Here is a 25,936-nt window from a genome sequence, read left to right as displayed (position 1 = left end):
GGGTCCGGTGTCCGTCGCGTACGGACGGACTCAGATGCCGACCTTGATGCGGCTGAACCGCTTCAGGGTGACACCGGCCTCGTCCAGAACCTTCTGGACGGACTTCTTGTTGTCCAGCGCGTACGGCTGGCCGAGCAGCGTGGCGTCCTTGAAGAAGCCGTTGATGCGACCCTCGACGATCTTCGGGAGGGCGGCCTCGGGCTTGCCCTCCGCGCGGGTGACCTCTTCGGCGATGCGACGCTCGGACTCGACCTTCTCGGCCGGGACGTCTTCCTTGGAGAGCCACTGCGGGGCGAACGCGGCGATGTGCTGCGCGATGCCGCGGGCCACCTCGGCGTTCTCCTTGTCGAGCTCGACGAGGACACCGATCTGGTACGGCAGGTCGGGCATCGTGCGGTGCATGTACGACGCCACGTAACCGCCGGTGAACTGCGCGAAGCGGTCCAGGACGATCTTCTCGCCGAGGTTGGCGTTGGCCTCGTCCACGAACGCCTGTACGGTCTTGCCGGGCTCGATCTCGGACGCGAGCAGCGCCTCGATGTCGGCCGGAGAGGTGGCGGCGACGTGCGCGGCCAGCTGGTTGGCGACGGCCAGGAACTTCTCGCCCTTGGCGACGAAGTCCGTCTCGCACTTCAGCTCGACGAGGACGCCGGAGGTGTGGTCGTCGGCGATGAGGTCGACCACGGCACCGTTCTCGGCAGAACGGCCCTCGCGCTTGGCGACGCCCTTCTGGCCCTTGATACGGAGCGCTTCCATGGCCTTGTCGACGTCACCGTCGGAGTCCACCAGCGCGTTCTTGCAGTCCATCATGCCGGCGCCGGTGAGCTCGCGGAGCTTCTTGACGTCAGCGGCGGTGTAGTTCGCCATGAGTCTGTGATTCTCTCTCGAAGTCGTAGATCTACGGGTGAACGGCGGAGGCGCCGCGCCTTGGGCGCGGCTCCCCCGCCGTCATCGTCCGTGCTGTGAGTGCCCGGCGCGTGAACGCCGGGTCCTCTCAGTGGGTCAGGCCTGCTCGGCGTCGGCGGCCGGGGCCGGGGCGGCCTCAGCGGCCGGGGCCTCGGCGGCCGGGGCCTCGACGGTCTCGGCGGCGGCCTCGGCCGGAGCGGCCTCAGCGGCGTCGTCGGCCTTCTTGTCGCCCTCGAGCAGGTCGCGCTCCCACTCGGCGAGCGGCTCGGCAGCGGCCTTCTCGCCCGGCTTCGAGTCGCCGGTCGCAGCGCCGGAGCGGGCGATGAGGCCCTCGGCGACGGCGTCGGCGATCACGCGGGTGAGCAGGGTGACGGAGCGGATCGCGTCGTCGTTGCCCGGGATCTTGTAGTCGACCTCGTCGGGGTCACAGTTGGTGTCGAGGATCGCGACGACCGGGATGTGGAGCTTGCGCGCCTCACCGACGGCGATGTGCTCCTTCTTGGTGTCGACGATCCAGACGGCGCTGGGGACCTTCGACATCTCGCGGATACCACCGAGGGTCTTCTCCAGCTTGGTCTTCTCGCGGGAGAGGACCAGGAGCTCCTTCTTGGTGAGACCCGAGGCGGCGACGTCCTCGAAGTCGATCGCCTCAAGCTCCTTCAGACGCTGGAGGCGCTTGTAGACGGTGGAGAAGTTGGTGAGCATGCCACCCAGCCACCGCTGGTTGACGTACGGCATACCCACGCGGGTCGCCTGCTCGGCGATGGCCTCCTGGGCCTGCTTCTTGGTACCGACGAACATGATGGAGCCACCGTGCGCGACGGTCTCCTTCACGAACTCGTAGGCGCGGTCGATGTACGACAGCGACTGCAGCAGGTCGATGATGTAGATGCCGTTGCGCTCCGTGAAGATGAAGCGCTTCATCTTCGGGTTCCAACGGCGGGTCTGGTGACCGAAGTGGACGCCGCTTTCCAGCAGCTCCCGCATCGTGACGACGGCCATGGCCATCTCCTTGGTTTCTCGGTTTGGTTCCTGACGCCCCGCCGCGCCCTGCCCCGATGAGGGACCGAGAGACGCTGTCACCTGGCCGTTTCGGGCCGGTGCTGGGGCGTGCGAAGTCGACCCGGTGACCCGGATCGCCACAAGAAGTGTACGGGACCCGGTGGTATGCCGGGTGACGCCGTTGTCCACAGTGCCCGGACTGTCCACAGGCCCGGTCGCGCGCCCGCCGGACGCGCGACGCTGTGGGCCATGACGACACTGCTGCTCAGCCTTCTCCTGGCCCTGGCCCAGGCCGCCGTCCCGGGGGTCCGCCCGCTGCCCGCGCCCCTGTCCGTGGCCCGCTGGTGGGACCCGCCGCCGACGCCGTACGCGGCCGGGCACCGCGGAGTGGACCTGTCCGCCCCGGTGGGCGCGGAGCTCCGGGCGGTCGGGGCGGGCCGGGTGCACTACGCCGGGCAGGTCGCGGGCCGCGGTGTCCTCTCGCTCACGCTGCCCGGCGGCCTGCGCACGACCTACGAGCCGGTCCGGCCGCTGGTCTCGGAGGGCGAGGAGGTCACGGCGGGCCAGGTGGTGGCGGTCCTGACGGAGGGCTCCCACTGCCCGGAGCCGTGTCTCCACTGGGGCCTTCTGGCCGGCGAGGCGTACCTCAACCCCTTCACCCTGCTCCCCCGGCCCACTCCCCGCCTGCTGCCGGGTGCCGGCCCGAACGGGGCCAGCGGCCCCGGGGACCTCAGCCCCGGACGCCCCGCAGGACCATCGCCACGGCAGCCTCGGTGACGACCTCGGGGTCCTCGGCGGCGCCCAGCTCGATCCGCCGTACCGCCGCGTCCACGACCCCCTGGAGCAGCATCGCCGCCAGGCGGGGCTCCGCATGCCCCAGGGAGCTCAGCGCCTCGACGATCATCGCCACCAGCCCCCCGTGCGCCGCACGGATCTTCTCCCGCGCCCCTGCGTCGAGCTCGCTCGCCGAGATGGCGACCACCGCCCGGTGCCGGCGGTCTCCCACCAGGCCCAACTGGCTCCGTACGTAGGCCTCGACCTTCGCCTCCGGCGACGGCGCGTGTTCCATCGCCGCCTCGATCTCGGCGGCCCACACGGGGAAGTCCACCGCGCACAGCTCTTCGACCACGGCGGCGCGGGAACGGAAGTACTCGTAGACGGAGGACCGGGCCAGCCCGGTCCGTTCCGCGAGGGCGGGGAAGGTCAGCGCCTCCGTCCCGCCTTCGGACAGCAGGGAACGCGCGGCGTCCAAGAGGGCGCCGCGCTGCATCGACCGGTGCTCGGCCACGGAGGCCGCTCGAATCCTGGGCACGCGTCCACTTTACGGAGGTGCCGCAAGCTCACCGGCCCACATCCGCCAACTTCGCACGCAGTTGCAGCACGGACTTGGTGTGGATCTGGCTGACCCGGCTCTCGGTGACACCCAGCACGTTGCCGATCTCGGCGAGCGTGAGGCCCTCGTAGTAGTAGAGGGTCACCACCGTCTTCTCCCGCTCGGGCAAGGTGTTGATGGCGCGCGCCAGCAGGCGGCGCAGCTCGCGGTCCTCGGCCACCTCCACCGGGTTGTCGGCGGCCGTGTCCTCCAGGGTGTCCATCAGGGAGAGGCGGTCGCCGCCCTCCCCGCCGACGTGCAGCAGCTCCTCCAGGGCGACCACGTTCGCCAGCGACAACTGGCTGAAGACGGCGTGGAGATCCTCCACGGCGATCCCCATCTCGCCGGCGACCTCGCCCTCCGTCGGGGTGCGCCGCAGCTGGGCCTCCAGCGTGGCGTAGGCCCGCTCCACGGCCCGTGCCTTCTGCCGGACCGAGCGGGGGATCCAGTCCAGCGCGCGCAGTTCGTCGATCATCGCGCCGCGGATGCGGGTGATCGCGTACGTCTCGAACTTGATCGACCGGTCGATGTCGAACTTCTCGATGGCGTCGATCAGTCCGAAGACTCCGGAGGAGACGAAGTCCGCCTGTTCCACATTGGGCGGCAGGCCGACGCTGACGCGCCCGGCGACGTATTTCACCAGGGGTGAGTAGTGCAGGATCAGCTGCTCCCGCAGCCGCTCGTCACCCGACTCCTTGTACGAACGCCACAGCACCTCCAGGGACGAGGGCGCGGTGGACCGCACGCTGCCACGGGCCGCGGGGGGCACCGCAGCGCGGTCAGACCCTGAGGTGTGCTGGGGCATGCTTCGCCTTTGCCGGAGCCGGATTCCTTGGGAGCGTAGCGTGACGAGAGTGTCGCGGTGCGCGAAGAGTACGGGATGACGCGGGGGCGCAAAGGCCTCCCGACTCACGCGGGCGACCCGGGACCGGCGCCTGGCGCACGGTCCCGGCGACTGCCACCGGGAGGACCGCGTCTCTCATCGCTTTCACTCTTTCACCGGAACACCCCAGGTCAACGACCGCCTCGCCGGGTGGCACCGGTTTGTGTACCCGCTCCAGCCGTTTGTCTGCTCAACTGCCAGCCGTCGCCCTGCCGTTCGACGAACCCCAGAGAGTGAAGTTCGTACAGTCTGCCGATGACTTCATCGGCGCTGATGCCGCAGGCACGTGCCACCTCCGCCATGTCCACCGGGCGCCCGGCCGGGAGTGCTTCGAGCACACGAACGGTCTCCGGCGCCAGCAGGTCCCGGGCGAGCACCGGTCCGCGCCGTTCGGGAGCCAGCTCGCCGATGGCGCCGACCAGTTCGGCCACCTCCGCCGCATCGGTGACGAGCACGGCCTCGCCCCGCAGCAGCTCGTGCACCCCGGTGGAGAGTGCGCTGGTGGCGGGGCCCGGGACGCCCATCGTGAAACGCCCGAGCTTCTGGGCCTGCCGGGCGGTGACCAGGGAGCCGCTGCGCACGGCGGCCTCCACGACGACCGTGCCCCGGGTGAGGGCGGCGATGACCCGGTTGCGCAGGACGAACCGGCTGGGGGTCGGATGGCTGCCGGGTGGCAGTTCCCCGATGACCAGCCCCTGTGCGGCGATGCGGCCCAGCAGGCCGGCGTGTCCGCGGGGGTAGGCGACGTCGACCCCGCAGGCCAGCACCGCGGCGGTCGCCCCTCCCGCGGCGAGCGCCCCGCGGTGGGCCGCGCCGTCGATCCCGAACGCGGCCCCGGAGACCACGACCCAGCCCCGCTCGGCGAGTCCCCCGGCCAGCACCTGGGCCATGTGGGCGCCGTACGGGGTGCAGGCCCGGGCCCCCACCACGGCGACGGAGCGCAGCGCCCAGCTCCGCAGGTTCGGCCGGCCCCGCAGCCACAGCCCGACGGGCCGGGCGTCGCCGAGGTCGTCGAGCTGCGTCGGCCACTCCGCCGATCCGGGGCACACGAACCGGACTCCCGACTCCGCGGCCAGCGCGAGGTCCTGGCGCGGGTCGGCCAGCGCCGCCCGCCCGCGGTACCCGGCGAGCCGCTCCGGCCCCACCCCCGACAGCGCGGTCGACCGAGACGGGCCGGTCAGCAGCCGTATCAGCCCCACGGCGCCGTACGCGCGCAGCCACCGCCCGCCGTGTTCCTCCCCGGGCTCCAGGACCCGTGTCAGCGCCGCCCGCGCGAGCAGTTCGTCCTCCCCGGGCCCGGTCACGGCGCCGCCCCCGGCACCGCCATCGCCCCGCGGGCGATCCCCGTCCGCAGCTCCAGCGCCACCGCCACGTCCAGCGCCTCGGGCCGGTCCCGCGCCCGCAGGTCGGCCACGGTCCAGGCGACCCGCAGGACCCGGTCCAGCCCGCGCGCGGTGAGCAGCCCCCGCTCCAGATCCCGCTCGGCCTGGGCCAGTGCGCCGGGGCCCGCCTGCCACCGGGTCCGCAGTTCCTGCCCGGGCACTTCGGAGTTGAGCCGCCACGGGGTGTCGGCCAGCCGGGCGGCGGCGCGCTCCCTGGCCTCGCGGACCCGGTCGGCGACCACTGCGGTGGACTCCCCCCGGCCGCCCTGCCCGAGCAGATCGGAGCGGGTCACGGGCTCGACCTCCACCCGCAGGTCGACGCGGTCGAGCAGCGGCCCGGACAGCCGCGCCTGATAGCGCCGGATCACCGAGGGCGGGCATTCGCACCCGGCTCCCAGCAGCGTGTGGCGCCCGCACGGGCAGGGGTTCGCGGCGAGCACCATCAGGAACCGGGCCGGGAGCCGCACCACCCCGGCGGCCCGGGCGATCACCACGTTCCCCGATTCCAGGGGCTGGCGCAGCGCGTCCAGCGCCCGGCTGTGGAATTCCGCGGCCTCGTCCAGGAACAGCACCCCCCGGTGTGCCAGGGAGACCGCCCCGGGCCTGGGGATACCGGTCCCGCCGCCGACCAGGGACTGCATGGTCGCCGAGTGGTGCGGTGCGCAGTAGGGCGGCCGCGAGACCAGCGGTTCGCCGGGCGGCAGGATTCCGGCGACCGAGTGGACGGCCGTGACCTCCACGGAGTCCTGGCGGCTGAGCGGCGGCAGGATCCAGGGCAGCCGCTCGGCCAGCATGGTCTTGCCCGCACCCGGCGGTCCGCTGAGGAAGAGGTGGTGCCCGCCCGCGGCCGCGACCTCCAGGGCGCGGCGAGCGGTGTGCTGGCCCGCGACGTCCGCGAGGTCGGGGAAGTCCGCGCAGTCCCCCCGGCCGGCGCGGCCCGGCGCGAGACCGGTGCCCAGGCTCGCCCCCGGGACGAGCAGCCCGGCCAGTATCGGGTCGGGACGGCCGGGCGGGCCGGGCGGGCCGGGCGGATCCTCCTCCGGGACCACCCCGTCGGTCAGGACCGCGATCAGCTGGCGCAGGCTGCGCACGCCGAGCACGGACACGTCCGGCACGAGCGCGGCCTCGGCGGCGCACTGCTGCGGCACCACCACCTGCCGGTATCCCGCCTCGGCCGCGGCGAGGACCGCCGGCAGGATGCCCCGGACCGGACGCACCCGGCCGTCCAGCCCCAGCTCCCCGATGAGGACGAGATCGGCGATCCCGGCCGGGTCGATCACCTCGGCGGCCCCGAGCACGGCGGCCGCGACGGCCAGGTCGAAGCCGGCGCCGGATTTCGGTACGGAGGCCGGGCTGAGCCCGACCGTGAGCTTCTTCTGCGGCCAGGCCGCGCCCGAGTTGACCACGGCCGCACGCACCCGGTCCCGGCTCTCGACCAGCGTCTTGTCGGGCAGCCCGACCAGCGTGAAGGCGGCGACCCCGGGCTCCAGGTCGGCCTGGACCTCGACGACCACGCCGTCGACGCCCACCAGGGCCACCGAGCAGGCCCGCGCGAACCCCATCAGGCCACCCCCCTGACGTGTTCCACCAGGGGCGCGCCGCGCCGCGGCAGCAGGACTCCGACGAGGTCGATGCGCACCCCGCCCGGGGGTGGTCCCCCATGGTCGGCGAGCCAGCGCCCGGCGAGCGTGCGTAAGCGCTCGGCCTTGGCGGGCCGCACGGCGGCCATGGGGTGCTCGAACTCCCCCTCCCGGCGGGTCTTGACCTCGCACATGACGAGGGCGTCCCCGTCCCGCGCGACGATGTCGATCTCCCCGCCGCGGCACCGCCAGTTCCGTGCGATCACGGTCATGCCGGCCTCGGTCAGCCGCCGCGCCGCGAGCTCCTCGCCGTACCGCCCCAATGCCTGCTGTGCCACGCCCTTCGCGTTCATCCGGCACCACCTCCGGTACCGACGATCGCGCGCCCCCGCCCACCCCGTGGATCTTGGTGGACAACCCGGCCGTTGTGGATATCCCCGTCACCCTCCCGGGTGAAGGCCTCCCGGGTGAAGGCCTCCCGGGTGAAGGCTCAGCTGCCGGGCAGTTCGAGGTCGCTCTTGTTGAGCTCCTCGATGTTCACGTCCTTGAAGGTCAGCACCCGCACCTGCTTCACGAAGCGGGCCGGCCGGTACATGTCCCAGACCCAGGCATCGGCCATCGAGACCTCGAAGAACACCTCGCCCTGGACCGAGTGCACCTGCATCTCGTAGTCGTTGGTGAGGTAGAAACGGCGTTCGGTCTCGATCACATACTTGAACAGCCCGACGACGTCGCGGTACTCCCGATAGAGCTTCAGCTCCATCTCGGTCTCGTACTTTTCGAGGTCCTCGGCACTCATGGCATGTTCCCCTTCAGCCGTGCGTCCCCCTATTGTGCGCCAGGGTCCTGCGCCCCTAAACGATTTCCGGGGCCAGGACCACCGGCGCGCGCGGAGGACCCTCGTCGAGCAGTGCACGGAGCAGCTCGGCGAGCCTGGTCGGGTACACCGTCTCACGGGCCGCCAGAAGTTCCTCGGAGGTCCACCATCTGGCTCCGGTCACGCTGCGCCGCTCCAGCTCGGTGAGGCCGCCCATCTCGGTCGCCGTCTGGGTGGTACGTGCCAGGAAGTACCACTCGTCCTGCTCCCAGCGCCGCCCGTCGAAGGGGAAGGAGCAGTAGCGGTGCCACAGCACCGGCCCCAGCTCCACCTCTGTGATCCCCGTCTCCTCCGCCAGCTCGCGCAGCGCGGCCTGCTCGCGGCTCTCCGCGCCCTCCAGCCCGCCGCCGGGGGTGAACCACCAATCGTCCGCGGGGTCCGCCGGCTCGAAGCCGTGCAGCAGCAGGATCCGGTCCTCGGGGTCCAGCAGGATCACCCGCGACACCCGCCGGTGGCCGTGACCTGCGGCCGGGTCAGCTGACACCGGACCGCTCCCGGCGCCGGGTGCGGCCCAGGACCCGTACGAGGGGCCCGTACGCGGCCCCCAGCAGCATCAGGGCGGCTCCGGCCGCCACCGCCGCCACCTGGAGGCGCAGCGGCCCGGGCCGCGAGATCCCGCCCGGCAGGGCGGCGTAGGTCCCCGGTCGCTCCAGCATCTTCACGGAAGGCCAGGCCAGGGCGTCGACGCGGGCGCTGACGGCCGACCGGGGCACGGTCCCCTGCCCTGCCTCCTGCAGGTGCGCCCGGGAGTCCAGCGAGGAGCTGCGCCGGTCGCCCAGCAGGAAGAGGTTCCCCTCGGGGACCGTCACCTCGAAGGGGGTGGTCCCGGCGGGCGCGGCCTGGCCGGGCGGCATGGTGAGCTTCGTGTCGGGCTTGGTGTCGTCGGCGTACGGCTCGTCCAGCGGGGTGCCGTTCACCGTGAGCTCGCCGGCCGCGCCGCAGCACTTCACGGTGTCGCCGCCGATGCCGACGACCCGCTTGACCATGGGCGCGTCGCTCCACATGGAATCAGTAAAGACGACCACGTCCCCGCGGCGCACCTCACCGCCGTCGATGCGCTGGGCGAGCACCCGGTCCCCGGGCCGCACCGTCGGCATCATCGAGTCGGTCGGCACGGTGTAGGGCTGGTAGACGAGCGCCCCCCACACGAAGCCGCCGAGGAAGAGCGCGAAGCCGACGGCCACGGCGATTCCCGACAACACGTTGCCGAGACCGCCGCGGCCGTCCTTGCCCCTGCGTATCGCTTCTGTTCCGCCCATTCCTGCGCCCCCACACTCCGGGATCGTCGACCTGGGCGGCACCCTACCCGGCGGTACGTCCGCTGGTCAGCCTTCGGCGGCGCCACATGACGAGCGGCACAGCGCCCGTCAGGCCCAGCGCGGCCGGTCCGAGCCCGACCGGCGCCAGGCCGGAGGCCCCGAGGCCGAGCGCGGCCGCGGCGGCCTGGTTGCCGATGCCCGGCTGGTCGAAGGTGTCCGGGACCGGCAGGGTGGACCAGCGGGTCACCGGCCACGCGACCACCACGGCGCGTCCGACGACCTTGTCGACCGGCACGAAGCCCTGGGTGGAGTCCTGCATGTGGTAGCGGGAGTCCTGGGAGTTCTGCCGGTGGTCGCCCATCACCCAGATCTTGCCCTTGGGCACGGTGATCGGGCCGAACGGGGCGTCGTCGCAGGCGGTGTTGCCGGGGAAGATGTACGGCTCGTCGAGCTGCTTGCCGTTGACGACGACCGGTCCGCCCTTCTTGCACTCGACCGTGTCCCCGCCGATGGCGATGGTCCGCTTGATCAGGTCCTTCTCGGCGGCGTCCGGCATCAGGCCGATCTTGCTGAGGACCTGCTGGGCGATGTTCGGCTCCGGGGTGAGCTCTCCGGACAGCCAGTTCGCGGGGTCGTGGAAGACCACGACCTCACCGCGCTCGGGCTCGGAACCGAACCACGGCGTCAGCTTGTCCACGAGCACCCGGTCCCCGCGCTGCAGGGTGTCCTGCATCGAGTCGGACGGGATCGAGAACGCCTGGACCAGGAAGGTCTTGATCAGCAGGGCCAGCAGCAGCGCGATGCCGATGAGGAGCGGCAGCTCCTTCCAGAACGAGCGGTGCGGACGGGCCGCGGCACCGCCGTCCTCGGCCTCGCCCCTCAGGGCGTCGTCATCCGGCCGCTCCTCACCCTCGTCGCGTCCGGACCGTGCGCCTACCGCCACATCCCCCACATCCACTCCTCAATCGAGATCGCCGCCCGCGCCGACCGGCTACGGGCCCTCCCCTCCCTTAACGAGCGGGAGTTCCCTAAGGCGCGGGAGACCCAGGACACACTATGCGAACGGCGCGCCCCGTCGGCGCCGCCGACGCCCGCGTCCCTCTCGCCTCGCCTGATCGGGCACCATGCGGAAGGTCGCGGGGGTCTCGAAGTGCTTCCAGTGCCCGAAGGGCCAGGCGATCACCACGGCCTCGCCCACGACCCCGTTCTCGTCGATGGTGCCCTGAAAGGCCTCGTCGAGGTGGTAGCGGGAGTCCGCCGAATTCGACCGGTGATCGCCCATCACGAAGAGCCGGCCAGCCGGCACCTCCACCTCGAAGCTGATCTCCGAGGGGGCGTTGCCCGCGTTCACGTACGGCTCGTCGAGGGGTGCGCCGTTGACGGTGACCCGCCCCCGGTTGTCGCAGCACTTGACGGTGTCCCCGCCGACCCCGATGACCCGCTTGATCAGATCCTGCTCGTCGGCCGACGGCAGCAGGCCGATGAAGGTCAGGGTCTGCTTGATCTGCTTGACCCCGACCGGGTCCGGGGCCGGCCGGGCCGCCTCGCCGCGCAGCCAGCCGCCGGGGTCCTTGAACACGACGACGTCGCCGCGCTGGATCTCGGAGCCGAACCACGGGGTCAGCTTGTCCACGAGGACCCGGTCGCCGATCCGGATGGTCTGCTCCATCGAGCCCGACGGGATGAAGAAGGCCTGGACGAGGAAGGTCTTCAGGAGCAGGGCGATGCACAGCGCGACGACCACCAGCAGGGGCAGTTCGCCCGCCCGGCGCGTGCGGCGGCGCCGCCGCACCTTGCGGGCCAGCCGGCGCCTCTGCGCCCGGCCGCCCGCCACCTCCGCGAGGGACTCCGGCTCCGGCTCGGGCTCGGGCTGAGGCTCCGGCTGCCGTCGGCCGCGCGGCCGCCCCCGGCTACCCACGGCCGCCCCCGACGGCGCCCCAGCGCGAGACCGGCCAGCCGATCCAGTCGGCCCGCCCGATCACCTTGTCCACCGGCACCATCCCCCCGCCCGGCTCTCCCAGGTGGTCCCGCGAGTCCCGGGACTGGGAACGGTGATCACCCATCACCCACAGGGTCCCAAGGGGGACGACGATCCGGAAGGGCACCTTCGAGGGGACGTCACCGGGATACAGGTACGGCTCGTCCAGCGCCACCCCGTTGACCCGGATCCGCCCGTGGGCGTCGCAGCACACCACGTCGTCCCCGCCGACCCCCACGACCCGCTTCACGAAGTCGGTGTCGGACGGCTCCGCGAGCCCGAGCGCCGAGGCGCCCCCGTGCAGCAGCCCGCCGAGGGCGCCGCCGTCCGGGCGCTCCCGTACGAAGGAGCCGGTGCCGTCGAAGACGACCAGGTCGCCGCGGCGCGGCTGGCCGCCGGAACGGTACGCCAGCTTGTTGACCAGCAGCCGGTCCCCGACCTGGAGCGTCGGCTCCATGGAACGGCTCGGGATCAGGAAGGGCTGGACCACGAAATGGCTGAACAGCAGCAGGAAGACGGTGCAGATCACACCGAGCGCTCCGGCCCGCCGCCACGTCAGCCGCAGCAGGCGCCCGCCCGTACGCCGCCCGCGCCCGGGCCGCCGGGTCGCGGAGAACGCAAAACGCGGCCGCCCCTCCCCCTCGCCGGGGGAAGAGTGGCCGCGCTGCGTGTGAGGTGCTTCGGTGTCCATCGGGAGCGAGCCTATCCGGCCACCCCCGGGCCCCGGAGGGGACCTCAGCGGTCGCGCTTCTCCTTGATCTTCGCGGCCTTGCCGCGGAGCTCACGGAGGTAGTACAGCTTGGCGCGACGCACGTCACCGCGGGTGACGAGCTCGATCTTCTCGAAGATCGGGGAGTGGACCGGGAAGGTACGCTCCACGCCGACGCTGAAGGAGACCTTGCGGACGGTGAAGGTCTCGGAGACACCGGCGCCCTGGCGGCGGATGACTACGCCCTTGAACTGCTGGATACGGGAGCGGTTGCCCTCGATCACGCGGACGTGCACGTTGATCGTGTCACCCGGGCGGAAGGCCGGGACGTCCGAGCGGAGCGTGGCGGCGTTGACGCCATCGAGCAGGTGAGACATGTTGTTCGTCTGCTTTCTTCGCATGACGCCACAGGTCGCCAATGCGGGTTTCCGTAGAGAATTCGGGAGCTGCGAGACCCGGCGGACGACGGTCCCCCTGTGGCAGGGGCGTCCGCGAGCACACAACAGCCGCCTATTCTTCCACGGCCTCGGGCCTGCGCCAAAATCGGCCGTCCGGTGACGGGGTCCAGCCCAGGATGGAGAGGATCTCCCGGTCCTTCTTGTCGAAGGCGGTGGCCTCGCAGCGCTCGATCAGGTCCGGGCGGTTGCGGGCGGTCCGGCGAAACGCCTCGTCCCTGCGCCAGCGGGCGATCTTCCCGTGGTGACCGCTCAGCAGCACCTCGGGAATGTCGCGGCCGCGCCATACGGGGGGCTTGGTGTAGACGGGCCCCTCCAGGAGGTTGGCCATCTCGCCCGGCGCGAAGGAGTCGTCGCGGTGCGATTCCGCGTTGCCGAGCACCCCGGGCAGCAGCCGGGCCACGGCCTCGGTGACCACCAGGACGGCGGCCTCGCCGCCCGCCAGGACGTAGTCGCCGATGGAGACCTCGTACACCGGCATGCGCGTGGCGTACTCGTCCATGACCCGGCGGTCGATGCCCTCGTACCGGGCCGGCGTGAAGATCAGCCACGGCCGCTCGGAGAGCTCGACGGCCAGTTCCTGGGTGAAGGGGCGGCCGCTGGGGGTGGGGACGACCATGACGGGCCCGTGCGCGCCCGCCTCGTAGCCGTCGGCCAGGGCCGCGTCCAGCGCCTCGCCCCACGGCTCGGTCTTCATGACCATGCCGGGACCGCCGCCGTACGGGGTGTCGTCGACGGTGTTGTGCCGGTCGTACGTCCAGTCCCGCAGGTCGTGCACGTGGACGTCGAGCTGCCCGCGGGCGCGGGCCTTGCCGACGAGGGAGACGTTCAGCGGCTCCAGGTACTCGGGGAAGATCGTGACGACGTCGAGACGCATCAGGCGTCTTCCCCGTCGGCGTCACGCGTCGAGACGATGATCGCTTCGCGCTCGTCGATCAGTCCCGGCGGCGGGGTGATGACGCAGCGCTGCTCCTCCAGGTCGATCTCGGCGACGATCTCCTCGACGAAGGGGATCATCACCTCGGAGCCGTCCGGCCGCTCGACGATGAAGAGGTCCTGCGAGGGCAGGTGGGAGATCTCGGTGATCCGGCCGATCTCGGTGCCGTCGGCGAGGACCACGTCCAGGTCCATCAGCTGGTGGTCGTAGTACTCGTCGGGCTCCTCGGGGAGCTCGGTCGGGTCCACGTCCGCGATCAGCAGGATGTTGCGCAGGGCCTCGGCGCCGGTGCGGTCCTTGACGCCGGCGAAGCGCAGCAGCAGCCGCCCGCTGTGCACCCGGCCCGTCTCGATGGTCAGCGGGCCCGCCGACGCGGGCTCCGTCCTGAGCACGGCGCCGGGACTGAGCCGCAGTTCCGGCTCGTCCGTGCGCACCTCGACGGTGACCTCGCCCTTGATGCCGTGGGCGCGGCCGATCCGCGCGACTACCAACTCCACTGTGCTCTCCTGTTCAGACGACGACGGGCCGGGGCGGGCACGAATGCCCTCCCCGGCCCGTGCCGGTGATTCACGCTTCTAGCAAGCCGGGTCTCAGCGGACCTGGTCCACGTCGACGAGGTCGACGCGGATCCCCCGGCCGCCGATGGCGCCCACGACGGTACGCAGAGCACGTGCGGTGCGGCCGTTGCGACCGATCACCTTGCCGAGGTCGTCCGGGTGAACCCGGACCTCGAGCACCTGTCCGCGGCGCAGGTTGCGCGAGGCGACCTGCACGTCGTCGGGATTGTCCACAATGCCCTTTACGAGGTGCTCAAGAGCCTCCTCGAGCATGATCAGGCCTCGGTCGACTCGGCGGTGGCCTCAGCCTCGTCCGCCTTCTTGTCGGCCTTCTTCTTCTGCGTGATGGCCTCGCCCTTGCCCTCGCCGATGCCCTCGAGGGCCTTGGCGAACTCGTCGAAGGAGCGACGCTTGCTCTCCTTCGTCTCCGGCTGCAGGAGCGGCGCGGGGGCGGGGAGGCCCTTGTGGGCCTGCCAGTCACCGGTCAGCTTCAGGATGGCGAGCACAGCCTCGGTGGGCTGGGCGCCGACGGACAGCCAGTACTGCGCACGCTCGGCGTTGACCTCGATGCGCGACGGGTTGTAGGTCGGGTGGTAGATACCGATCTCTTCGATCGCGCGACCGTCCCGACGGGTACGGGCGTCGGCGACGACGATGCGGTAGTGCGGCTGGCGAATCTTGCCGAGGCGCTTGAGCTTGATCTTGACTGCCACTGGAGTGGTGTCTCCTGAACTTGACGTGGTTGGGCACATGAGATGCCACGTGGGGTTGCGGTACTCGGGTGCCCGATGGACGCGTCAGCCGGAGGAGAGAGGGGTCCTATGCGACTGTCGAGTACAGCTAGCCATTGTGCCATACGCCTGCGGCGGCTCCGAGCGGGGTGAACCTCCCCGCGGGCAGGGCTGCGCCGGCGCGCGGCAGCCTCCTGACCCCCCACGGGTCAGGAGGCTGCCGCGATGGCCACCTCGGGGATGCGGAAGGGCTTCATGCAGCCGCCGCACACGATCGGGGCCTGGGCCAGGACCGAGGGGACCACCCGGACGTTGCGACCGCAGTCGCAGACCGCCTTGACCCGCACGCCGCCGCCGGAGGACCCGTGCCGTGCGGCCGGTCCCCGGAAGCTGCGCTTGGTGTCGGCGGCCGTCGCGGCCGTGTGCGCCTTCAGCGCGCGCTGCAGCCGCTCCATCGTCGGGCGGTAGCGCCGCTTCGCCTCGGGATTGAGCGTGACCAGCGAGAAGCCGCTGCTGGCGTGTGGCTCCTCGGGGTGGTCCAGCCCCATTTCCTCGGCGATCGCGAGGAATCTGCGGTTGTGGTAGCGGCCTGCGCGCGAGGTGTCGCGGACACCGCGGGCGGCGGCGATGCCGTGGACTGCCTCGTGCAGCAGTCGCTCGAAGGAGAGCTCGGCGCCACAGGCGGACGAGGACTCTCCGATCAGGGACTCGGGCGCGGCAAGGTCAGGCAGCTCGGGGTGGTACCGCTGAATGTCGGCCCACGCCTGCGCCAGCTCTGCGGCGAGAACAGGTGGTGTCGTGCTCACGTCGTGACAACGAGCCGGGGGGCCCGGGTGTTCCGATTCCGGGCCATTCCAAATTTTTTGCACGTACCAGTCAGTTCAGTCTCATGCGTCCTGACGAGGACGGGTGCGTCGATGTCAGGATGAGTCGGTACGTAACGAGGACTAACGACAAAGCCGCCCCGGCGCGCGGCTCGTGCCGCACGCCGGGGCGTACAGGTGACTCAGTAGGAGCGCGCGACGATCGCGAGGGTACCGGGGGCGTCGTCCGACTGCGGGACCGACCCGTCCGCGGCGATCAGGCAGCGCACGGAGACGGCCTGCTCGGCCAGCTTCGCCTCGCCCTCCGGTCCGAGGTCCGCCCACGGGATCCGCGCCCAGCCGCCGGCGATGGCGGCCTCGGCGGCCTCCTCGATGGTGGAGACGTCGGAGGTACGGGCCTCGCGGCGCTCGCGGGACTCGCGCAGCAGCTGCGCCTGGTCCTCGTCGAGCACCTTGGGCAGCAGGTCGAGCAGCTCGGTGATCTGGACCGGCTCCTTGCCGCCCGGGATGCGGCGGGCCAGCATCGCGGTGCCGGCCTCCAGGTCGCGGGGGCCGATCTCGATGCGGACCGGTACGCCCTTGAGCTCCCAGTCCACGGCGCGGCGGCCGAAGGGCGTGTCCACGCGGTCGTCGACGTGCACGCGCAGGCCGGCGGCCTTCAGCTGGGCACCCAGCTCGCGGACCTTGGTGACGGCCTCGTCGCCCTTGATCGCCATGACGACGACCTGGACGTGCGCCAGGCGCGGCGGGACCCGCAGGCCGTTGTCGTCGCCGTGGGACATGATCAGGCCGCCGACCATGCGGGTCGAAACGCCCCACGAGGTCTGCCAGACCAGCTCCTGCTTGCCTTCCTTCGACAGGTACTGCGTGTTGAAGGCCTTGGCGAAGTTGGTGCCGAGCTCGTGGCTCGTGCCCAGCTGGAGGGCCTTGCCGTCGCCCATCATGCCCTCGAGGGTGAGGGTGTTGATGGCGCCGGCGAAGCGCTCCTTGGCGGTCTTGCGGCCGAGCACGACGTCGATGCCGAGCACGTTCGTCATGAAGTCGCCGTAGACGTCCGTGTGGATCCGGGCGGCGTAGTCGCGGGCGTCCTCGTAGGTGGCGTGGGCCGTGTGGCCCTCCTGCCAGAGGAACTCACTCGTCCGCAGGAACACGCGCGGACGCATCTCCCAGCGGACCACATTGGCCCACTGGTTGATCAGCAGGGGCAGGTCCCGGTAGCTCTGGACCCACTTGGAGAAGTAGTCGTTGATGATCGTCTCGGAGGTCGGCCGGACGACGACCGGCTCTTCGAGCTCCTTGCCGCCGCCGTGCGTGACGACCGCGAGCTCGGGGGCGAAGCCCTCGACGTGCTCCGCTTCCCGCGTCAGGTAGGACTGCGGGATGAACAGCGGGAAGTACGCGTTCTGGGCGCCCGCGTCCTTGATCCGCGCGTCCATCTCCTGCTGCATCCGCTCCCACAGGCCGTAGCCGTACGGTCGGATGACCATGGTGCCGCGGACCGGACCGTTGTCGGCCAGCTCGGCCTTGTTGATCAGATCCTGGTACCAGCGGGGGAAATCCTCCGCCTGCGGGGTGAGAACGGGTGCCTTTGCCATGGCGCGAATGGTACGGCGCCCGGCGGTCGATGCGTGAATCGGGTGGCGCACTCCTCTGGACGCGGGGGCCGATGGGGAGTTCCCTGTCAACGGGGGCAAGGGGGCGACATGGAATCAGGAGCGCTCTTTCGATGACACCGACGCCGACGCCGACGCTCACCGCCCGGGACTGGGCGGAGATCCAGGAACGGATGCTGGTACCGCTGTACGAGGCGGTCTACGACCGGCTGGAGGTCGGGCCGGGAGACCGGCTGCTGGCCCTCGACTGCGGGGCGGGCCTGGCCCTGCTGCTGGCGGCCGGGCGCGGCGCCGTGGCCACGGGCGTGGAGGCGGATCCGGCCCGGCGGGCCCTGGCCCGCGAGCGGCTGCTGGACGTGCTGGCGGCCCCGCCGCGGCCGCCCCGCCCGTACGACGCCCTGCTGGCCTTCTCGCCGAGCCCGGCGGCCCTGGCCGCGGCCCTGCCCGCGGTCCGGCGCGGTGGCACGGTGGTGCTGGCCGACTGGGGTCCGGCGGAACGCTGCACCGTGCCCCGCGTCCTGGGCGGCGGGCCCGCGCCGCGGGACCTGGACGCGCTGGTGGAGCGGGCGGGGCTGCAGCCGGACGGCTCGGGGCGGGTGTTCTGCCCGTTCGGGTACGCGGACGTGGACAGCGCGGTGCGCGGACTGCTGTCGACCGGGCTCTACCCCGTCGCGAGCGCCGCCTCCACCGGAGGGGCCTGCGCGGCGCCTTTCGGGGCGGCGGATCAGGCGCCGGCTGATCCGGCGCTGGCGGAGAAGGAGCTGGCCGAGGCCCTTCACCCGTTCGAGCGGCCCGACGGCGCCGTGTGGCTGCCGAACATCCTCCGGTACGTGATCGCCCGGGTGGCGTAGCGGTCGCGTCCTACGGCTCGGCGTGGGCCTTCGTCAGCCGCGGGATGCCCGCGGCGGCGTAGGCGGCCGGTTCGTCCAGGGTCTCGTTGGCCAGGAGCGCCTCCGCCAGGGCGTCCAGCTTCGGGCGGTGCTCGCGCAGCAGGCGGCAGGCCTCCACGTAGCACTCGTCCACGATCCGCCGCATCTCGTGTTCCACCGCGTCGAGGGTGGCGGGGGCGGCCAGCAGGCCGTAGGGGCTCTGCGCGTCGGAGGGGATCGCGGTGAGGCGGCCGATCCGCTCGCTCATGCCCCAGCGGCCGACCATGCCGCGGACGATGTTGGTGACCTGTTCGAGGTCGTTCTCCGCGCCCGTGGTGATGACGTCGTAGACGATGTGCTCGGCGGCCATCCCGCCCAGCGCTCCGATGATGCGCCCGCGCAGGTACTGCTCGGTGTACGCGTAGCGGTCCGCGTCCGGGCTGGAGAGGGTGACGCCCAGCGCGCGCCCGCGCGGGACGATCGTGATCTTGCGGACCGGGTCGGCGCCGGGCTGGAGCATGCCGAGGAGCGCGTGGCCGCTCTCGTGGTACGCCGTGCGCCGGCGCTCCTCCAGCGGCATGACCAAGGAGCGCTCCGCGCCCAGCTGGACCTTCTCCAGGGCGTCGGAGAGGTCGGACTGGGTGACCTCGCTCTGCTGGCGCTTGACGGCGAGCAGGGCGGCCTCGTTGGCCAGGTTGGCGAGTTCGGCGCCGGTCATTCCGGGGGTCGTACGGGCCACCTGGGCCAGGTCGACGCCCGCGGCGAGGGGGATGTCGCGGGTGTGGATGCGCAGGATGGCCTCGCGGCCGGACCGGTCGGGCGGGGAGACGACCACCGTGCGGTCGAAGCGGCCGGGCCTGGTCAGGGCCGGGTCCAGGACGTCGGCCCGGTTGGTGGCGGCGAGCACGACGACTCCCTCGGAGCCGGAGAAGCCATCCATCTCGGTGAGGATCTGGTTGAGCGTCTGTTCGCGTTCGTCGTGGCCGCCCAGGCCCGCGCCGCCGCCCCGCACCCGTCCGATGGTGTCGATCTCGTCGATGAAGATGATGGCGGGGGCCACCTTGCGCGCCTCGGTGAACAGTTCGCGCACCCGGGAGGCGCCGACTCCGACGATCATCTCGATGAACTCGGAGGCGGAGGCGGAGAAGAACGGCACCCCGGCCTCGCCCGCGACCGCCCGCGCGAGGAGGGTCTTGCCGGTGCCGGGCGGGCCGGACAGCAGCACGCCGCCGGGCATCCGGGCGCCCATCTTCCGGTACTGCTGGGGGTTCTTGAGGAAGTCGACGACGTCGTTGAGCTCTCCCTCGACCTCGTCGATGCCGGCGACGTCCTCGAAGGTGGTGCGTTTGGCGCCCGCTTCCAGCTCCACCGGTTTGGGCGGCGCCTTGCGGCCCAGCGCTCCCATGCCGCCGCCCGTGCCCGCGCCCATCCGGCGGGCGATGACCACCCACAGCACGACCAGCAGCAGCATGGGGGCGAGGGAGATCAGCAGGTTGGCGAGGAAGCTGCGCTGTACGACGACCGGGGAGGCCGTCACCGTCACGTTCTGCTTGGTGAGGCCGGCCCACAGGTCGTCGTCGGCGAACGCCGGGCGCTGGGTGACGAATTTGGTGTAGTCGCCCTTGCCCCCGTCGGGCAGCGGCCGTTTGGTCTTCAGTTCGCCCTGGATGGCGTCGCCCTTGGAGTAGATCTTCGAGACGTTGCCGTCGGCGACCTGCTTGCTGAACTCCGTGTAGGAGACCGTCGGCTCGTCCCCCTCGTTGAAGAAGGACAGCACGAGGTTGGTCACCAGATACACGATCAGGGCGGTGAGGATCAGCCCCCGCCAGCCGCCCGGCATCCGCTTCTTCGGCGGCGGGGCGGGCGGTGCGCCTTCGGAGCGCCAGGGCGTGTCGGCCCGCTCGCGAGGCGGTACGGGGGTGGGGCTGGGCACGGGGCGCCTCCTTCTGCCATCCTCCCGGCCGACCATAAGGGATAAAACGGACCGTCGCCCCGGCAGAAACCGTCGCCCCGGCGGAAAAGGGGAGGGCCCCGACCGTGTGACCACGACCGGGGCCCTCCCCCGCACTGCCCGCGTGCTACTTCATGAACTTCTTGAACTCGTCCGGAAGGTCGAAGTCCTGACCTGCCTGGCCGCCCGCCGGAAGACCGAAGGGGCTGCCGGCGGCCGCGGGCTCGATCGCCTGCGGGCCCTGCTCCCGGCGGGCCGCGGCTGCGGCCTCCTCTTCCTTGCGCTTCATCGGGTTGCCGCTCTTGCGCTTGCCCTTGGCCTGCTTGACCTGCTTCTTCTGCCGGCCGGGGCCGCCGCCCATCCCCGGGATGCCGGGCATCCCGGGCATGCCGCCGCCCTGGGCCATGCGGGACATCATCTTGCGCGCGTCGAAGAACCGCTCGACGAGCGACTTGACGGCGCTGACCTCGGTGCCGGAGCCCTTGGCGATGCGGGCGCGGCGCGAGCCGTTGATGATCGTCGGGTCCTGGCGCTCGGCCGGGGTCATCGACTTGATGATCGCGGCGGTGCGGTCCACGTCGCGCTCGTCGATGTTATTGATCTGGTCCTTGATCTGACCCATGCCGGGGAGCATGCCGAGCAGCTTGGAGATGGAGCCCATCTTGCGGACCTGCTCCATCTGGGCCAGGAAGTCGTCGAGCGTGAACTCCTTGGGGCCCTTGGCGAGCTTGGCCGCCATCTTCTCGGCCTCGGCCTGCGAGAAGGTCTTCTCGGCCTGCTCGATGAGGGTGAGCATGTCACCCATGTCGAGGATCCGGCCCGCCATGCGGTCGGGGTGGAACGCGTCGAACTCGTCGAGCTTCTCGCCGTTCGAGGCGAACATGATCTGCTTGCCGGTGACGTGCGCGATGGAGAGCGCGGCACCACCGCGGGCGTCACCGTCGAGCTTGGAGAGCACGACGCCGTCGAAGCCGACGCCGTCGCGGAATGCCTCGGCGGTGTTGACCGCGTCCTGGCCGATCATGGCGTCGACGACGAAGAGGATCTCGTCGGGGCTGACGGCGTCGCGGATGTCCGCAGCCTGCTGCATCAGCTCGGCGTCGATGCCGAGGCGGCCGGCGGTGTCGACGATGACGATGTCGTACTGCTTGGTCCGCGCGTACTCGACGGAGTCCTTCGCCACCTGGACCGGGTCGCCGACGCCGTTGCCGGGCTGGGGCGCGTAGACCGCGACGCCGGCGCGCTCGGCGACGACGCTCAGCTGGTTGACGGCGTTGGGGCGCTGGAGATCGCACGCGACCAGGAGCGGGGCGTGGCCCTGCCCCTTCAGCCACAGACCGAGCTTGCCGGCGAGGGTGGTCTTACCGGCACCCTGGAGACCGGCCAGCATGATCACGGTGGGCGCGGTCTTGGCGAAGCGCAGCCGCCGGGTCTCGCCGCCCAGGATGGTGACGAGCTCGTCGTTGACGATCTTCAGGACCTGCTGGCCCGGATTCAGGGCCTTGCTGACCTCTTCGCCGCGCGCGCGTTCCTTGACGTTCGCGATGAAGGAGCGGACGACCGGGAGGGCGACGTCGGCCTCAAGGAGGGCGATACGGATTTCCCGGGCCGCTGCGTCGATGTCAGCCTCGGACAGCCGGCCTTTGCCGCGCAGGCCCTTGAAGGTATTCGCCAAGCGGTCGGAGAGCGTATCGAACACGGTGGTCGCGATTCCTCGGGTCGGGGGCGTGTGGTCGTCCCCCAGGGTATCGGGCCGGGCCGCGTGGTGGACCCTGCGGTCCACCGCGGGCTCCTCGGATCCGCTGGGCGCTCGCTACGTCAGGGCGTCCTGCACCGCGCCGGCCAGGGCCGCGGCCTCCCGGGCGGGCAGGGGTTTGCCGTCGCCGTCGACCACGTACAGCGAGTCCACCGCGTTGGCGCCGAGCGTCGAGACGTGCGCGCTGCGGACCCGGGCGCCCGCGGCTTCCAGGGCGCGGCCGATCCGGTGCAGCAGGCCCACCGCGTCGGGTGCCCGTACCTCCAGGACCGTGGCCAGCGAGGAGACGTCGGGGACCACCGTGACGCGGGGCGGCGGCGGGATCACCCCGCGCCGGCGCGGGTAGGAGGACTCGCGGTCCGCCAGCTTCGCCGGGACGTCCAGCGACCCGTCCAGCGCGCGCACGAGATCGGTGCGCAGCCGCGCGGCCTCGGGCAGCGCGCCGTACTCCGCCGCCACCCGCCACCGCAGCACCAGGACCTCGCCGAGCCGGTCCGGGAGCTCCATGGAGCGCAGGTCCGCCGCGCGGACGGTGAGCCGGTGCAGGGCCAGCACCCCGGCCACCGCCGGGAGGACCCCGGGCTGGTCGGGGACCGCCACGACGAGTTCCACGCCGACCGCGTCCTCCTCCTGGCGGGCGTGCAACGCCAGCACCGGCTCCCGGGTGCGCAGGGCCTCCACGGCCAGGCGTTCGTGTTCCGTGGTCGGGATCTCCGGTTCCCGCACCGCGGGGGCCGTGCCGCGCAGGACCGCGGCCACCCGGGCGACGAGGTCCGCGACCAGCGATCCCCGCCAGGCGCTCCAGGCCGCCGGGCCGGTGGCCAGGGCGTCCGCCTCCGTCAGGGCGTGCAGTACCTCCAGCGTGGTCACCGACCCCACGGCCTCGGCGACCGAGCGGACGGTGGCAGGGTCGTCCAGGTCGCGCCGCGTCGCGGTGTCGATCAGCAGCAGGTGGTGGCGTACGAGCGCGCCGAGCACGTCGACGTCCTGCGCGTCGAAGCCGACCCGGGCGGCGACGTCGCGGGCGATCGTCGCTCCGGCCACCGAGTGGTCGCCCGGCCAGCCCTTGCCGATGTCGTGCAGCAGGGCGGCCATCAGCAGCAGGTCGGGGCGCCCGACGCGGCGGGTGAGGGCCGCGGCGCGGACCGCCGTCTCGATGAGGTGGCGGTCCACCGTCCAGGTGTGCACGGGATTGCGCTGCGGGCGGCACCGCACCCGCTCCCAGTCGGGGAGCAGCCGCGTGATCAGGCCCTCCGCCTCCAGTGCCTCCCACACGGCCACCGTCGGCTCCCCCGCGCCCAGCAGCGTCAGCAGCTGCTCGCGCGCCTCGGCCGGCCAGGGCACCGGCAGCGGTTTCCCCTGGGCCGCGAGCCTGCGTACGGCGTGCAGCGATACGGGAAGGCCCGCCTGCGCGGCGGCCGCGGCGAACCGCAGCGGCAGTACGGGATCGCGGTCCGGGCGCGCGGCCAGGGCCAGTACGGCCTCGCCGTCGGACTCCACGACGCCCTCGGCCAGGGGGGCCCGCGGGGCGGCCGGGGCGCCCCGGGTCCCCAGCAGTCCGCGCAGCCGGGGCCGGGTGGCGCGGGCCCGCAGCACGCGCCCGACCTCCCGCCAGGTGACGTCACCGGCGTACGCGACCACGCGCGCGGCCTCGTAGACCTCGCGCAGCAGCGCGTCGGCGTCGAGCAGCCCGAGCCGGGCGGCGACCTGGTCCTGCTCCTGGAGCGAGAGCCGGTCGGTGGCCCGGCCCGTCACCAGGTGCAGGGCGTCGCGCGCGTCCAGGAGCCGGCGCCGGGCCTCGGCGAGGCCCTCGCGCGGCGCGTCGGCGAGCCAGGACGCCGCGACGGCCCGCAGCGCGGTGGCGTCCCGGAGCCCGCCGCGGGCCTCCTTGAGGTCGGGTTCGAGCAGGAAGCGCAGCTCACCGGCCCGCTCGGCCCGCTCGCGGCACAGGGCGTGCAGCTGCGGGAGCCGCTTGGCGGCCTGGTTGCGCCAGTCGGCCAGCACGGAGGTGCGCAGGCCGGCGAGGAGCCCGGCGTCTCCGGCGACCGTGCGGGCGTCCAGCAGGCCGAGGTGCACCTTCAGGTCCTCGGCGGCGGTCTTGCGGGCCTCGCCGGGGGTCCGTACCGAGTGGTCGAGGGCGAGGCCGAGGTCCCACACCGGGTACCAGAGCCGGTCGGCGAGCGCGCTCAGCTCGCGCGGCTGCGCCTTGCCGTCGTGCAGCAGCACCAGGTCGAGGTCGCTGCGCGGGGAGAGTTCGGCCCGCCCGTAGCCGCCGACGGCGACCAGGGTGGCGCCGCGTACGCCCGTCTCCCGTACGGCGGTCGTGAACAGGGTGTTCAGCCATGCGTCGGTCAGCCCGGCCAGGGCGGAACGCCGCGAGGGCCCGGACTGCGACTCCTCCTGGAGGAGTCGCAGCCGGGCCGCGGCGTATCCGCTGGGTCCCGAGTCGGCCGTGTGGTCCGTGGATTCTTCGACGCTCGTCACCCAGGAGCTCCCGTCAGTTAGGGCTTGTCCGGTGGTCAGGCCGGGCTGGCGCTACAGCGCGTCGGCGCCGCGCTCGCCGGTGCGGACCCGTACGACCGAGTCCACGGGGACGCTCCACACCTTGCCGTCGCCGATCTTGCCGGTGGCCGCCGCGCTCACGATGACGTCGATCAGCTGGTCGGCGTCGTCGTCCGCGACCAGCACCTCGATGCGGATCTTGGGGACGAGGTCGACCTGGTACTCGGCGCCGCGGTAGACCTCGGTGTGACCGCGCTGGCGGCCGTAGCCGCTGGCCTCGGTGACGGTGAGTCCCTGGACCCCGAAGGCCTGGAGGGCTTCCTTGATCTCGTCCAGCTTGTGCGGCTTGACGATCGCGGTGATCAGCTTCATGCGTCAACCTTCTTGCTCGCGGCGGAGGGGACGGGGACGGCGGTGTTCCGCGAGGCGGCTCCGCCGCCGGCTCCGCTGAAGTCGTAGGCGGTCTCGGCGTGCTCGATCTGGTCGATGCCGACGACCTCGTCGTCCTCGGAGACCCGCATCCCGATCGTCTTGTCGAGGAGGAAGGCGAGCACCGCGGACGCCACCAGAGAGTAGGCGAGGACGGAGAAGACTCCGACGGCCTGCTTGCCGAGCTGCTCCAGACCGCCGCCGTAGAAGAGGCCGGCCACGTCGGACTGGACCCCGCCGGTGGCGAAGAGGCCGACGAGCAGGGAGCCGGCGACACCGCCGACGAGGTGGACGCCGACCACGTCGAGGGAGTCGTCGTAGCCGAACTTGTACTTGAGGCCCACCGCCATGGCGCACAGCACGCCGGCGATGGCGCCGACGGCGATCGCGCCGAGCGGGCTGACGGCGCCGCCCGCGGGGGTGATGGCGACGAGGCCGGCGACGGCGCCGGAGGCGGCGCCGAGGGTGGTGAAGGAGCCGTGGCGCAGCTTCTCGTAACCGAGCCAGGCGAGCATGGCGGCGGCCGTGGCGACCTGGGTGTTGACGAACATGACCGCGCCGACGCCGTCGTCGTTACCGAGCCAGGAGCCCGCGTTGAAGCCGAACCAGCCGAACCACAGCAGACCGGCGCCGAGCATCACGAGGGGCAGGCTGTGCGGGCGCATCGGGTCCTTCTTGAAGCCGACGCGCTTGCCGATGACCAGGATGACGCCGAGGGCGGCGGCGCCGGCGTTGATGTGGACGGCGGTGCCGCCCGCGAAGTCGATGACGCCGAGCTCGAAGAGCCAGCCGCCGGCGCCCCAGACCCAGTGGGCGACGGGGAAGTAGACGACGGTGACCCAAAGGGCGGTGAACAGGACCCAGGCGCTGAACTTCACGCGGTCGGCGAGGGCGCCGCTGATCAGGGCCGGGGTGATCACGGCGAACATCAGCTGGAAGACGGCGAAGACGTAGACCGGGATGGTGTAGCCGTCCCAGAGCTCGGTGATCCCGATGCCGCTGAGTCCCACGTAGTCGGAGTTCCAGCCGATGAGGGAGCCGGAGTCGGTGCCGAAGGCGAGGCTGAAGCCGTAGAGCACCCACAGGATCGTGACGATCCCCAGGCTGACGAAGCTCATCATCAGCATGTTGAGGCTGCTCTTGACCCGGACCATGCCGCCGTAGAAGAAGGCGAGTCCCGGGGTCATCAGCATGACCAGGGCGGAGCAGATGAGCATGAACCCGGTGTTCGCGGCAGACAGCGTCGGGGCGTCTGCCGCGAGGGTCGTGATGGCTGATGCCATCGGCGTCTCCTCGTCGTCGGTACGTTCGCGTGCGGGCGATCGTGAAAACCTGAGCGGCGTTAAGGGGTCCGGCCTCGTGGG

General features: G+C 72.0%; 27 protein-coding genes. 2 read left to right on the top strand and 25 right to left on the bottom strand.

What is annotated here, in order from left to right; all coding sequences use genetic code 11:
• Positions 1-30: 30 nt before the first annotated feature.
• The gene (gene tsf, locus AC07DU_RS10620) at positions 31-867 is read right to left on the bottom strand and encodes a translation elongation factor Ts (RefSeq protein WP_360894488.1); all 837 of its coding nucleotides are present in this window, start codon (positions 865-867) and stop codon (positions 31-33) included.
• Between the two features lie 135 nt (positions 868-1,002).
• A complete protein-coding gene (gene rpsB / locus AC07DU_RS10615; RefSeq protein ID WP_453285251.1) occupies positions 1,003-1,908 on the bottom strand; it encodes a 30S ribosomal protein S2 in 906 nt (301 codons plus the stop codon).
• A gap of 249 nt (positions 1,909-2,157) precedes the next feature.
• Between rpsB and AC07DU_RS10610 the strand changes: the two genes are divergently transcribed.
• Positions 2,158-2,685, top strand: a complete 528-nt coding sequence (locus tag AC07DU_RS10610) for a M23 family metallopeptidase (RefSeq protein WP_360894493.1) — start codon at positions 2,158-2,160, stop codon at positions 2,683-2,685.
• On the opposite strand, the gene AC07DU_RS10605 is transcribed toward AC07DU_RS10610, so the two are convergent.
• From AC07DU_RS10605 to proS, 18 genes are all read right to left on the bottom strand, one after another.
• The gene (locus AC07DU_RS10605; RefSeq protein ID WP_479110759.1) at positions 2,639-3,196 is read right to left on the bottom strand and encodes a TetR/AcrR family transcriptional regulator; all 558 of its coding nucleotides are present in this window, start codon (positions 3,194-3,196) and stop codon (positions 2,639-2,641) included. The genes AC07DU_RS10610 and AC07DU_RS10605 overlap by 47 nt on opposite strands.
• Positions 3,197-3,248: 52 nt before the next feature.
• Entirely contained in the window at positions 3,249-4,085 is an 837-nt protein-coding gene (gene whiG / locus AC07DU_RS10600) for an RNA polymerase sigma factor WhiG (RefSeq protein ID WP_360894496.1), read from the bottom strand.
• A 209-nt stretch (positions 4,086-4,294) separates the two neighbouring features.
• Positions 4,295-5,467 carry a DNA-processing protein DprA gene (dprA, locus tag AC07DU_RS10595; RefSeq protein ID WP_479110674.1) on the bottom strand — a complete coding sequence of 391 codons (1,173 nt, stop codon included), beginning with the start codon at positions 5,465-5,467 and terminating at the stop codon, positions 4,295-4,297.
• Complete coding sequence (locus tag AC07DU_RS10590) at positions 5,464-7,107, bottom strand: YifB family Mg chelatase-like AAA ATPase (RefSeq protein WP_479110672.1); 1,644 nt, start codon at positions 7,105-7,107, stop codon at positions 5,464-5,466. The genes dprA and AC07DU_RS10590 overlap by 4 nt, the downstream gene beginning before the upstream one ends.
• Positions 7,107-7,478 carry a YraN family protein gene (locus tag AC07DU_RS10585; protein WP_360894505.1) on the bottom strand — a complete coding sequence of 124 codons (372 nt, stop codon included), beginning with the start codon at positions 7,476-7,478 and terminating at the stop codon, positions 7,107-7,109. Before AC07DU_RS10585 ends, AC07DU_RS10590 begins: the two co-directional genes overlap by 1 nt.
• Before the next feature lie 137 nt (positions 7,479-7,615).
• Complete coding sequence (locus tag AC07DU_RS10580; RefSeq protein ID WP_005311352.1) at positions 7,616-7,924, bottom strand: DUF2469 domain-containing protein; 309 nt, start codon at positions 7,922-7,924, stop codon at positions 7,616-7,618.
• Positions 7,925-7,979: 55 nt separating this feature from the next.
• Positions 7,980-8,486, bottom strand: a complete 507-nt coding sequence (locus AC07DU_RS10575) for an NUDIX hydrolase (RefSeq protein ID WP_360894508.1) — start codon at positions 8,484-8,486, stop codon at positions 7,980-7,982.
• Positions 8,476-9,261, bottom strand: coding sequence for a signal peptidase I (gene lepB, locus AC07DU_RS10570; RefSeq protein WP_479110670.1), 786 nt, complete (start codon positions 9,259-9,261; stop codon positions 8,476-8,478). The genes AC07DU_RS10575 and lepB (AC07DU_RS10570) overlap by 11 nt, the downstream gene beginning before the upstream one ends.
• 43 nt (positions 9,262-9,304) lie before the next feature.
• Positions 9,305-10,204 carry a signal peptidase I gene (lepB, locus tag AC07DU_RS10565; protein WP_360894514.1) on the bottom strand — a complete coding sequence of 300 codons (900 nt, stop codon included), beginning with the start codon at positions 10,202-10,204 and terminating at the stop codon, positions 9,305-9,307.
• 111 nt (positions 10,205-10,315) lie between these two features.
• Positions 10,316-11,179 carry a signal peptidase I gene (lepB, locus tag AC07DU_RS10560; protein WP_479110668.1) on the bottom strand — a complete coding sequence of 288 codons (864 nt, stop codon included), beginning with the start codon at positions 11,177-11,179 and terminating at the stop codon, positions 10,316-10,318.
• Positions 11,172-11,930, bottom strand: a complete 759-nt coding sequence (gene lepB / locus AC07DU_RS10555; RefSeq protein WP_453371984.1) for a signal peptidase I — start codon at positions 11,928-11,930, stop codon at positions 11,172-11,174. The genes lepB (AC07DU_RS10560) and lepB (AC07DU_RS10555) overlap by 8 nt, the downstream gene beginning before the upstream one ends.
• A gap of 44 nt (positions 11,931-11,974) precedes the next feature.
• Positions 11,975-12,325: a 50S ribosomal protein L19 gene (rplS, locus tag AC07DU_RS10550; protein ID WP_030011886.1), complete on the bottom strand. Its 351-nt coding sequence runs from the start codon at positions 12,323-12,325 to the stop codon at positions 11,975-11,977.
• Positions 12,326-12,458: 133 nt separating this feature from the next.
• A complete protein-coding gene (gene trmD / locus AC07DU_RS10545) occupies positions 12,459-13,280 on the bottom strand; it encodes a tRNA (guanosine(37)-N1)-methyltransferase TrmD (protein WP_360894520.1) in 822 nt (273 codons plus the stop codon).
• On the bottom strand, positions 13,280-13,837 hold the full coding sequence (gene rimM, locus AC07DU_RS10540; RefSeq protein ID WP_360894523.1) for a ribosome maturation factor RimM: 558 nt from the start codon (positions 13,835-13,837) through the stop codon (positions 13,280-13,282). Before rimM ends, trmD begins: the two co-directional genes overlap by 1 nt.
• Positions 13,838-13,930: 93 nt before the next feature.
• Positions 13,931-14,170: an RNA-binding protein gene (locus AC07DU_RS10535; protein WP_007266827.1), complete on the bottom strand. Its 240-nt coding sequence runs from the start codon at positions 14,168-14,170 to the stop codon at positions 13,931-13,933.
• A 2-nt stretch (positions 14,171-14,172) separates the two neighbouring features.
• Positions 14,173-14,610, bottom strand: a complete 438-nt coding sequence (rpsP, locus tag AC07DU_RS10530; protein WP_008737511.1) for a 30S ribosomal protein S16 — start codon at positions 14,608-14,610, stop codon at positions 14,173-14,175.
• 227 nt (positions 14,611-14,837) lie between these two features.
• Positions 14,838-15,434, bottom strand: a complete 597-nt coding sequence (locus AC07DU_RS10525; RefSeq protein WP_361941990.1) for a hypothetical protein — start codon at positions 15,432-15,434, stop codon at positions 14,838-14,840.
• 200 nt (positions 15,435-15,634) lie between these two features.
• Positions 15,635-17,047 (bottom strand): proline--tRNA ligase, encoded by a 1,413-nt coding sequence (proS, locus tag AC07DU_RS10520; protein ID WP_360894530.1) that lies wholly within the window; start codon positions 17,045-17,047, stop codon positions 15,635-15,637.
• A 131-nt stretch (positions 17,048-17,178) separates the two neighbouring features.
• On the opposite strand from proS, the gene AC07DU_RS10515 reads away from it, so the two are divergent.
• Positions 17,179-17,916, top strand: coding sequence for a methyltransferase type 11 (locus AC07DU_RS10515; protein ID WP_479110665.1), 738 nt, complete (start codon positions 17,179-17,181; stop codon positions 17,914-17,916).
• Between the two features lie 10 nt (positions 17,917-17,926).
• Here AC07DU_RS10515 and ftsH read toward each other — a convergent pair whose 3' ends face one another.
• From ftsH to AC07DU_RS10490, 5 genes are all read right to left on the bottom strand, one after another.
• Complete coding sequence (gene ftsH / locus AC07DU_RS10510) at positions 17,927-19,774, bottom strand: ATP-dependent zinc metalloprotease FtsH (RefSeq protein WP_479110757.1); 1,848 nt, start codon at positions 19,772-19,774, stop codon at positions 17,927-17,929.
• Positions 19,775-20,012: 238 nt separating this feature from the next.
• Entirely contained in the window at positions 20,013-21,584 is a 1,572-nt protein-coding gene (gene ffh / locus AC07DU_RS10505) for a signal recognition particle protein (protein WP_361941978.1), read from the bottom strand.
• A gap of 114 nt (positions 21,585-21,698) precedes the next feature.
• The gene (locus AC07DU_RS10500; RefSeq protein ID WP_479030729.1) at positions 21,699-24,125 is read right to left on the bottom strand and encodes a [protein-PII] uridylyltransferase; all 2,427 of its coding nucleotides are present in this window, start codon (positions 24,123-24,125) and stop codon (positions 21,699-21,701) included.
• Positions 24,126-24,176: 51 nt separating this feature from the next.
• A complete protein-coding gene (locus AC07DU_RS10495) occupies positions 24,177-24,515 on the bottom strand; it encodes a P-II family nitrogen regulator (RefSeq protein ID WP_453371988.1) in 339 nt (112 codons plus the stop codon).
• Positions 24,512-25,855: an ammonium transporter gene (locus AC07DU_RS10490; protein ID WP_360894541.1), complete on the bottom strand. Its 1,344-nt coding sequence runs from the start codon at positions 25,853-25,855 to the stop codon at positions 24,512-24,514. Before AC07DU_RS10490 ends, AC07DU_RS10495 begins: the two co-directional genes overlap by 4 nt.
• Positions 25,856-25,936: the final 81 nt, after the last annotated feature.

Source organism: Streptomyces sp. NPDC045695, from assembly GCF_056432025.1.
This window is presented reverse-complemented; position numbering and strand designations above follow the sequence as displayed.

Excerpts from the sequence above, each read along its gene's own strand:
- AC07DU_RS10490 (WP_360894541.1), bottom strand. The coding sequence starts at position 25,855 with ATGGCATCAGCCATCACGACCCTCGCGGCAGACGCCCCGACGCTGTCT.
- AC07DU_RS10535 (WP_007266827.1), bottom strand. The coding sequence starts at position 14,170 with ATGCTCGAGGAGGCTCTTGAGCACCTCGTAAAGGGCATTGTGGACAAT.
- rpsB (WP_453285251.1), bottom strand. The coding sequence starts at position 1,908 with ATGGCCGTCGTCACGATGCGGGAGCTGCTGGAAAGCGGCGTCCACTTC.
- AC07DU_RS10590 (WP_479110672.1), bottom strand. The coding sequence starts at position 7,107 with ATGGGGTTCGCGCGGGCCTGCTCGGTGGCCCTGGTGGGCGTCGACGGC.
- AC07DU_RS10495 (WP_453371988.1), bottom strand. The coding sequence starts at position 24,515 with ATGAAGCTGATCACCGCGATCGTCAAGCCGCACAAGCTGGACGAGATC.
- whiG (WP_360894496.1), bottom strand. The coding sequence starts at position 4,085 with ATGCCCCAGCACACCTCAGGGTCTGACCGCGCTGCGGTGCCCCCCGCG.
- ftsH (WP_479110757.1), bottom strand. The coding sequence starts at position 19,774 with ATGCCGGGCGGCTGGCGGGGGCTGATCCTCACCGCCCTGATCGTGTAT.
- proS (WP_360894530.1), bottom strand. The coding sequence starts at position 17,047 with ATGGCAAAGGCACCCGTTCTCACCCCGCAGGCGGAGGATTTCCCCCGC.
- trmD (WP_360894520.1), bottom strand. The coding sequence starts at position 13,280 with ATGCGTCTCGACGTCGTCACGATCTTCCCCGAGTACCTGGAGCCGCTG.
- AC07DU_RS10580 (WP_005311352.1), bottom strand. The coding sequence starts at position 7,924 with ATGAGTGCCGAGGACCTCGAAAAGTACGAGACCGAGATGGAGCTGAAG.
- lepB (WP_453371984.1), bottom strand. The coding sequence starts at position 11,930 with ATGGACACCGAAGCACCTCACACGCAGCGCGGCCACTCTTCCCCCGGC.
- tsf (WP_360894488.1), bottom strand. The coding sequence starts at position 867 with ATGGCGAACTACACCGCCGCTGACGTCAAGAAGCTCCGCGAGCTCACC.
- rplS (WP_030011886.1), bottom strand. The coding sequence starts at position 12,325 with ATGTCTCACCTGCTCGATGGCGTCAACGCCGCCACGCTCCGCTCGGAC.
- AC07DU_RS10515 (WP_479110665.1), top strand. The coding sequence starts at position 17,179 with ATGACACCGACGCCGACGCCGACGCTCACCGCCCGGGACTGGGCGGAG.
- AC07DU_RS10585 (WP_360894505.1), bottom strand. The coding sequence starts at position 7,478 with ATGAACGCGAAGGGCGTGGCACAGCAGGCATTGGGGCGGTACGGCGAG.
- lepB (WP_479110670.1), bottom strand. The coding sequence starts at position 9,261 with ATGGGCGGAACAGAAGCGATACGCAGGGGCAAGGACGGCCGCGGCGGT.
- AC07DU_RS10610 (WP_360894493.1), top strand. The coding sequence starts at position 2,158 with ATGACGACACTGCTGCTCAGCCTTCTCCTGGCCCTGGCCCAGGCCGCC.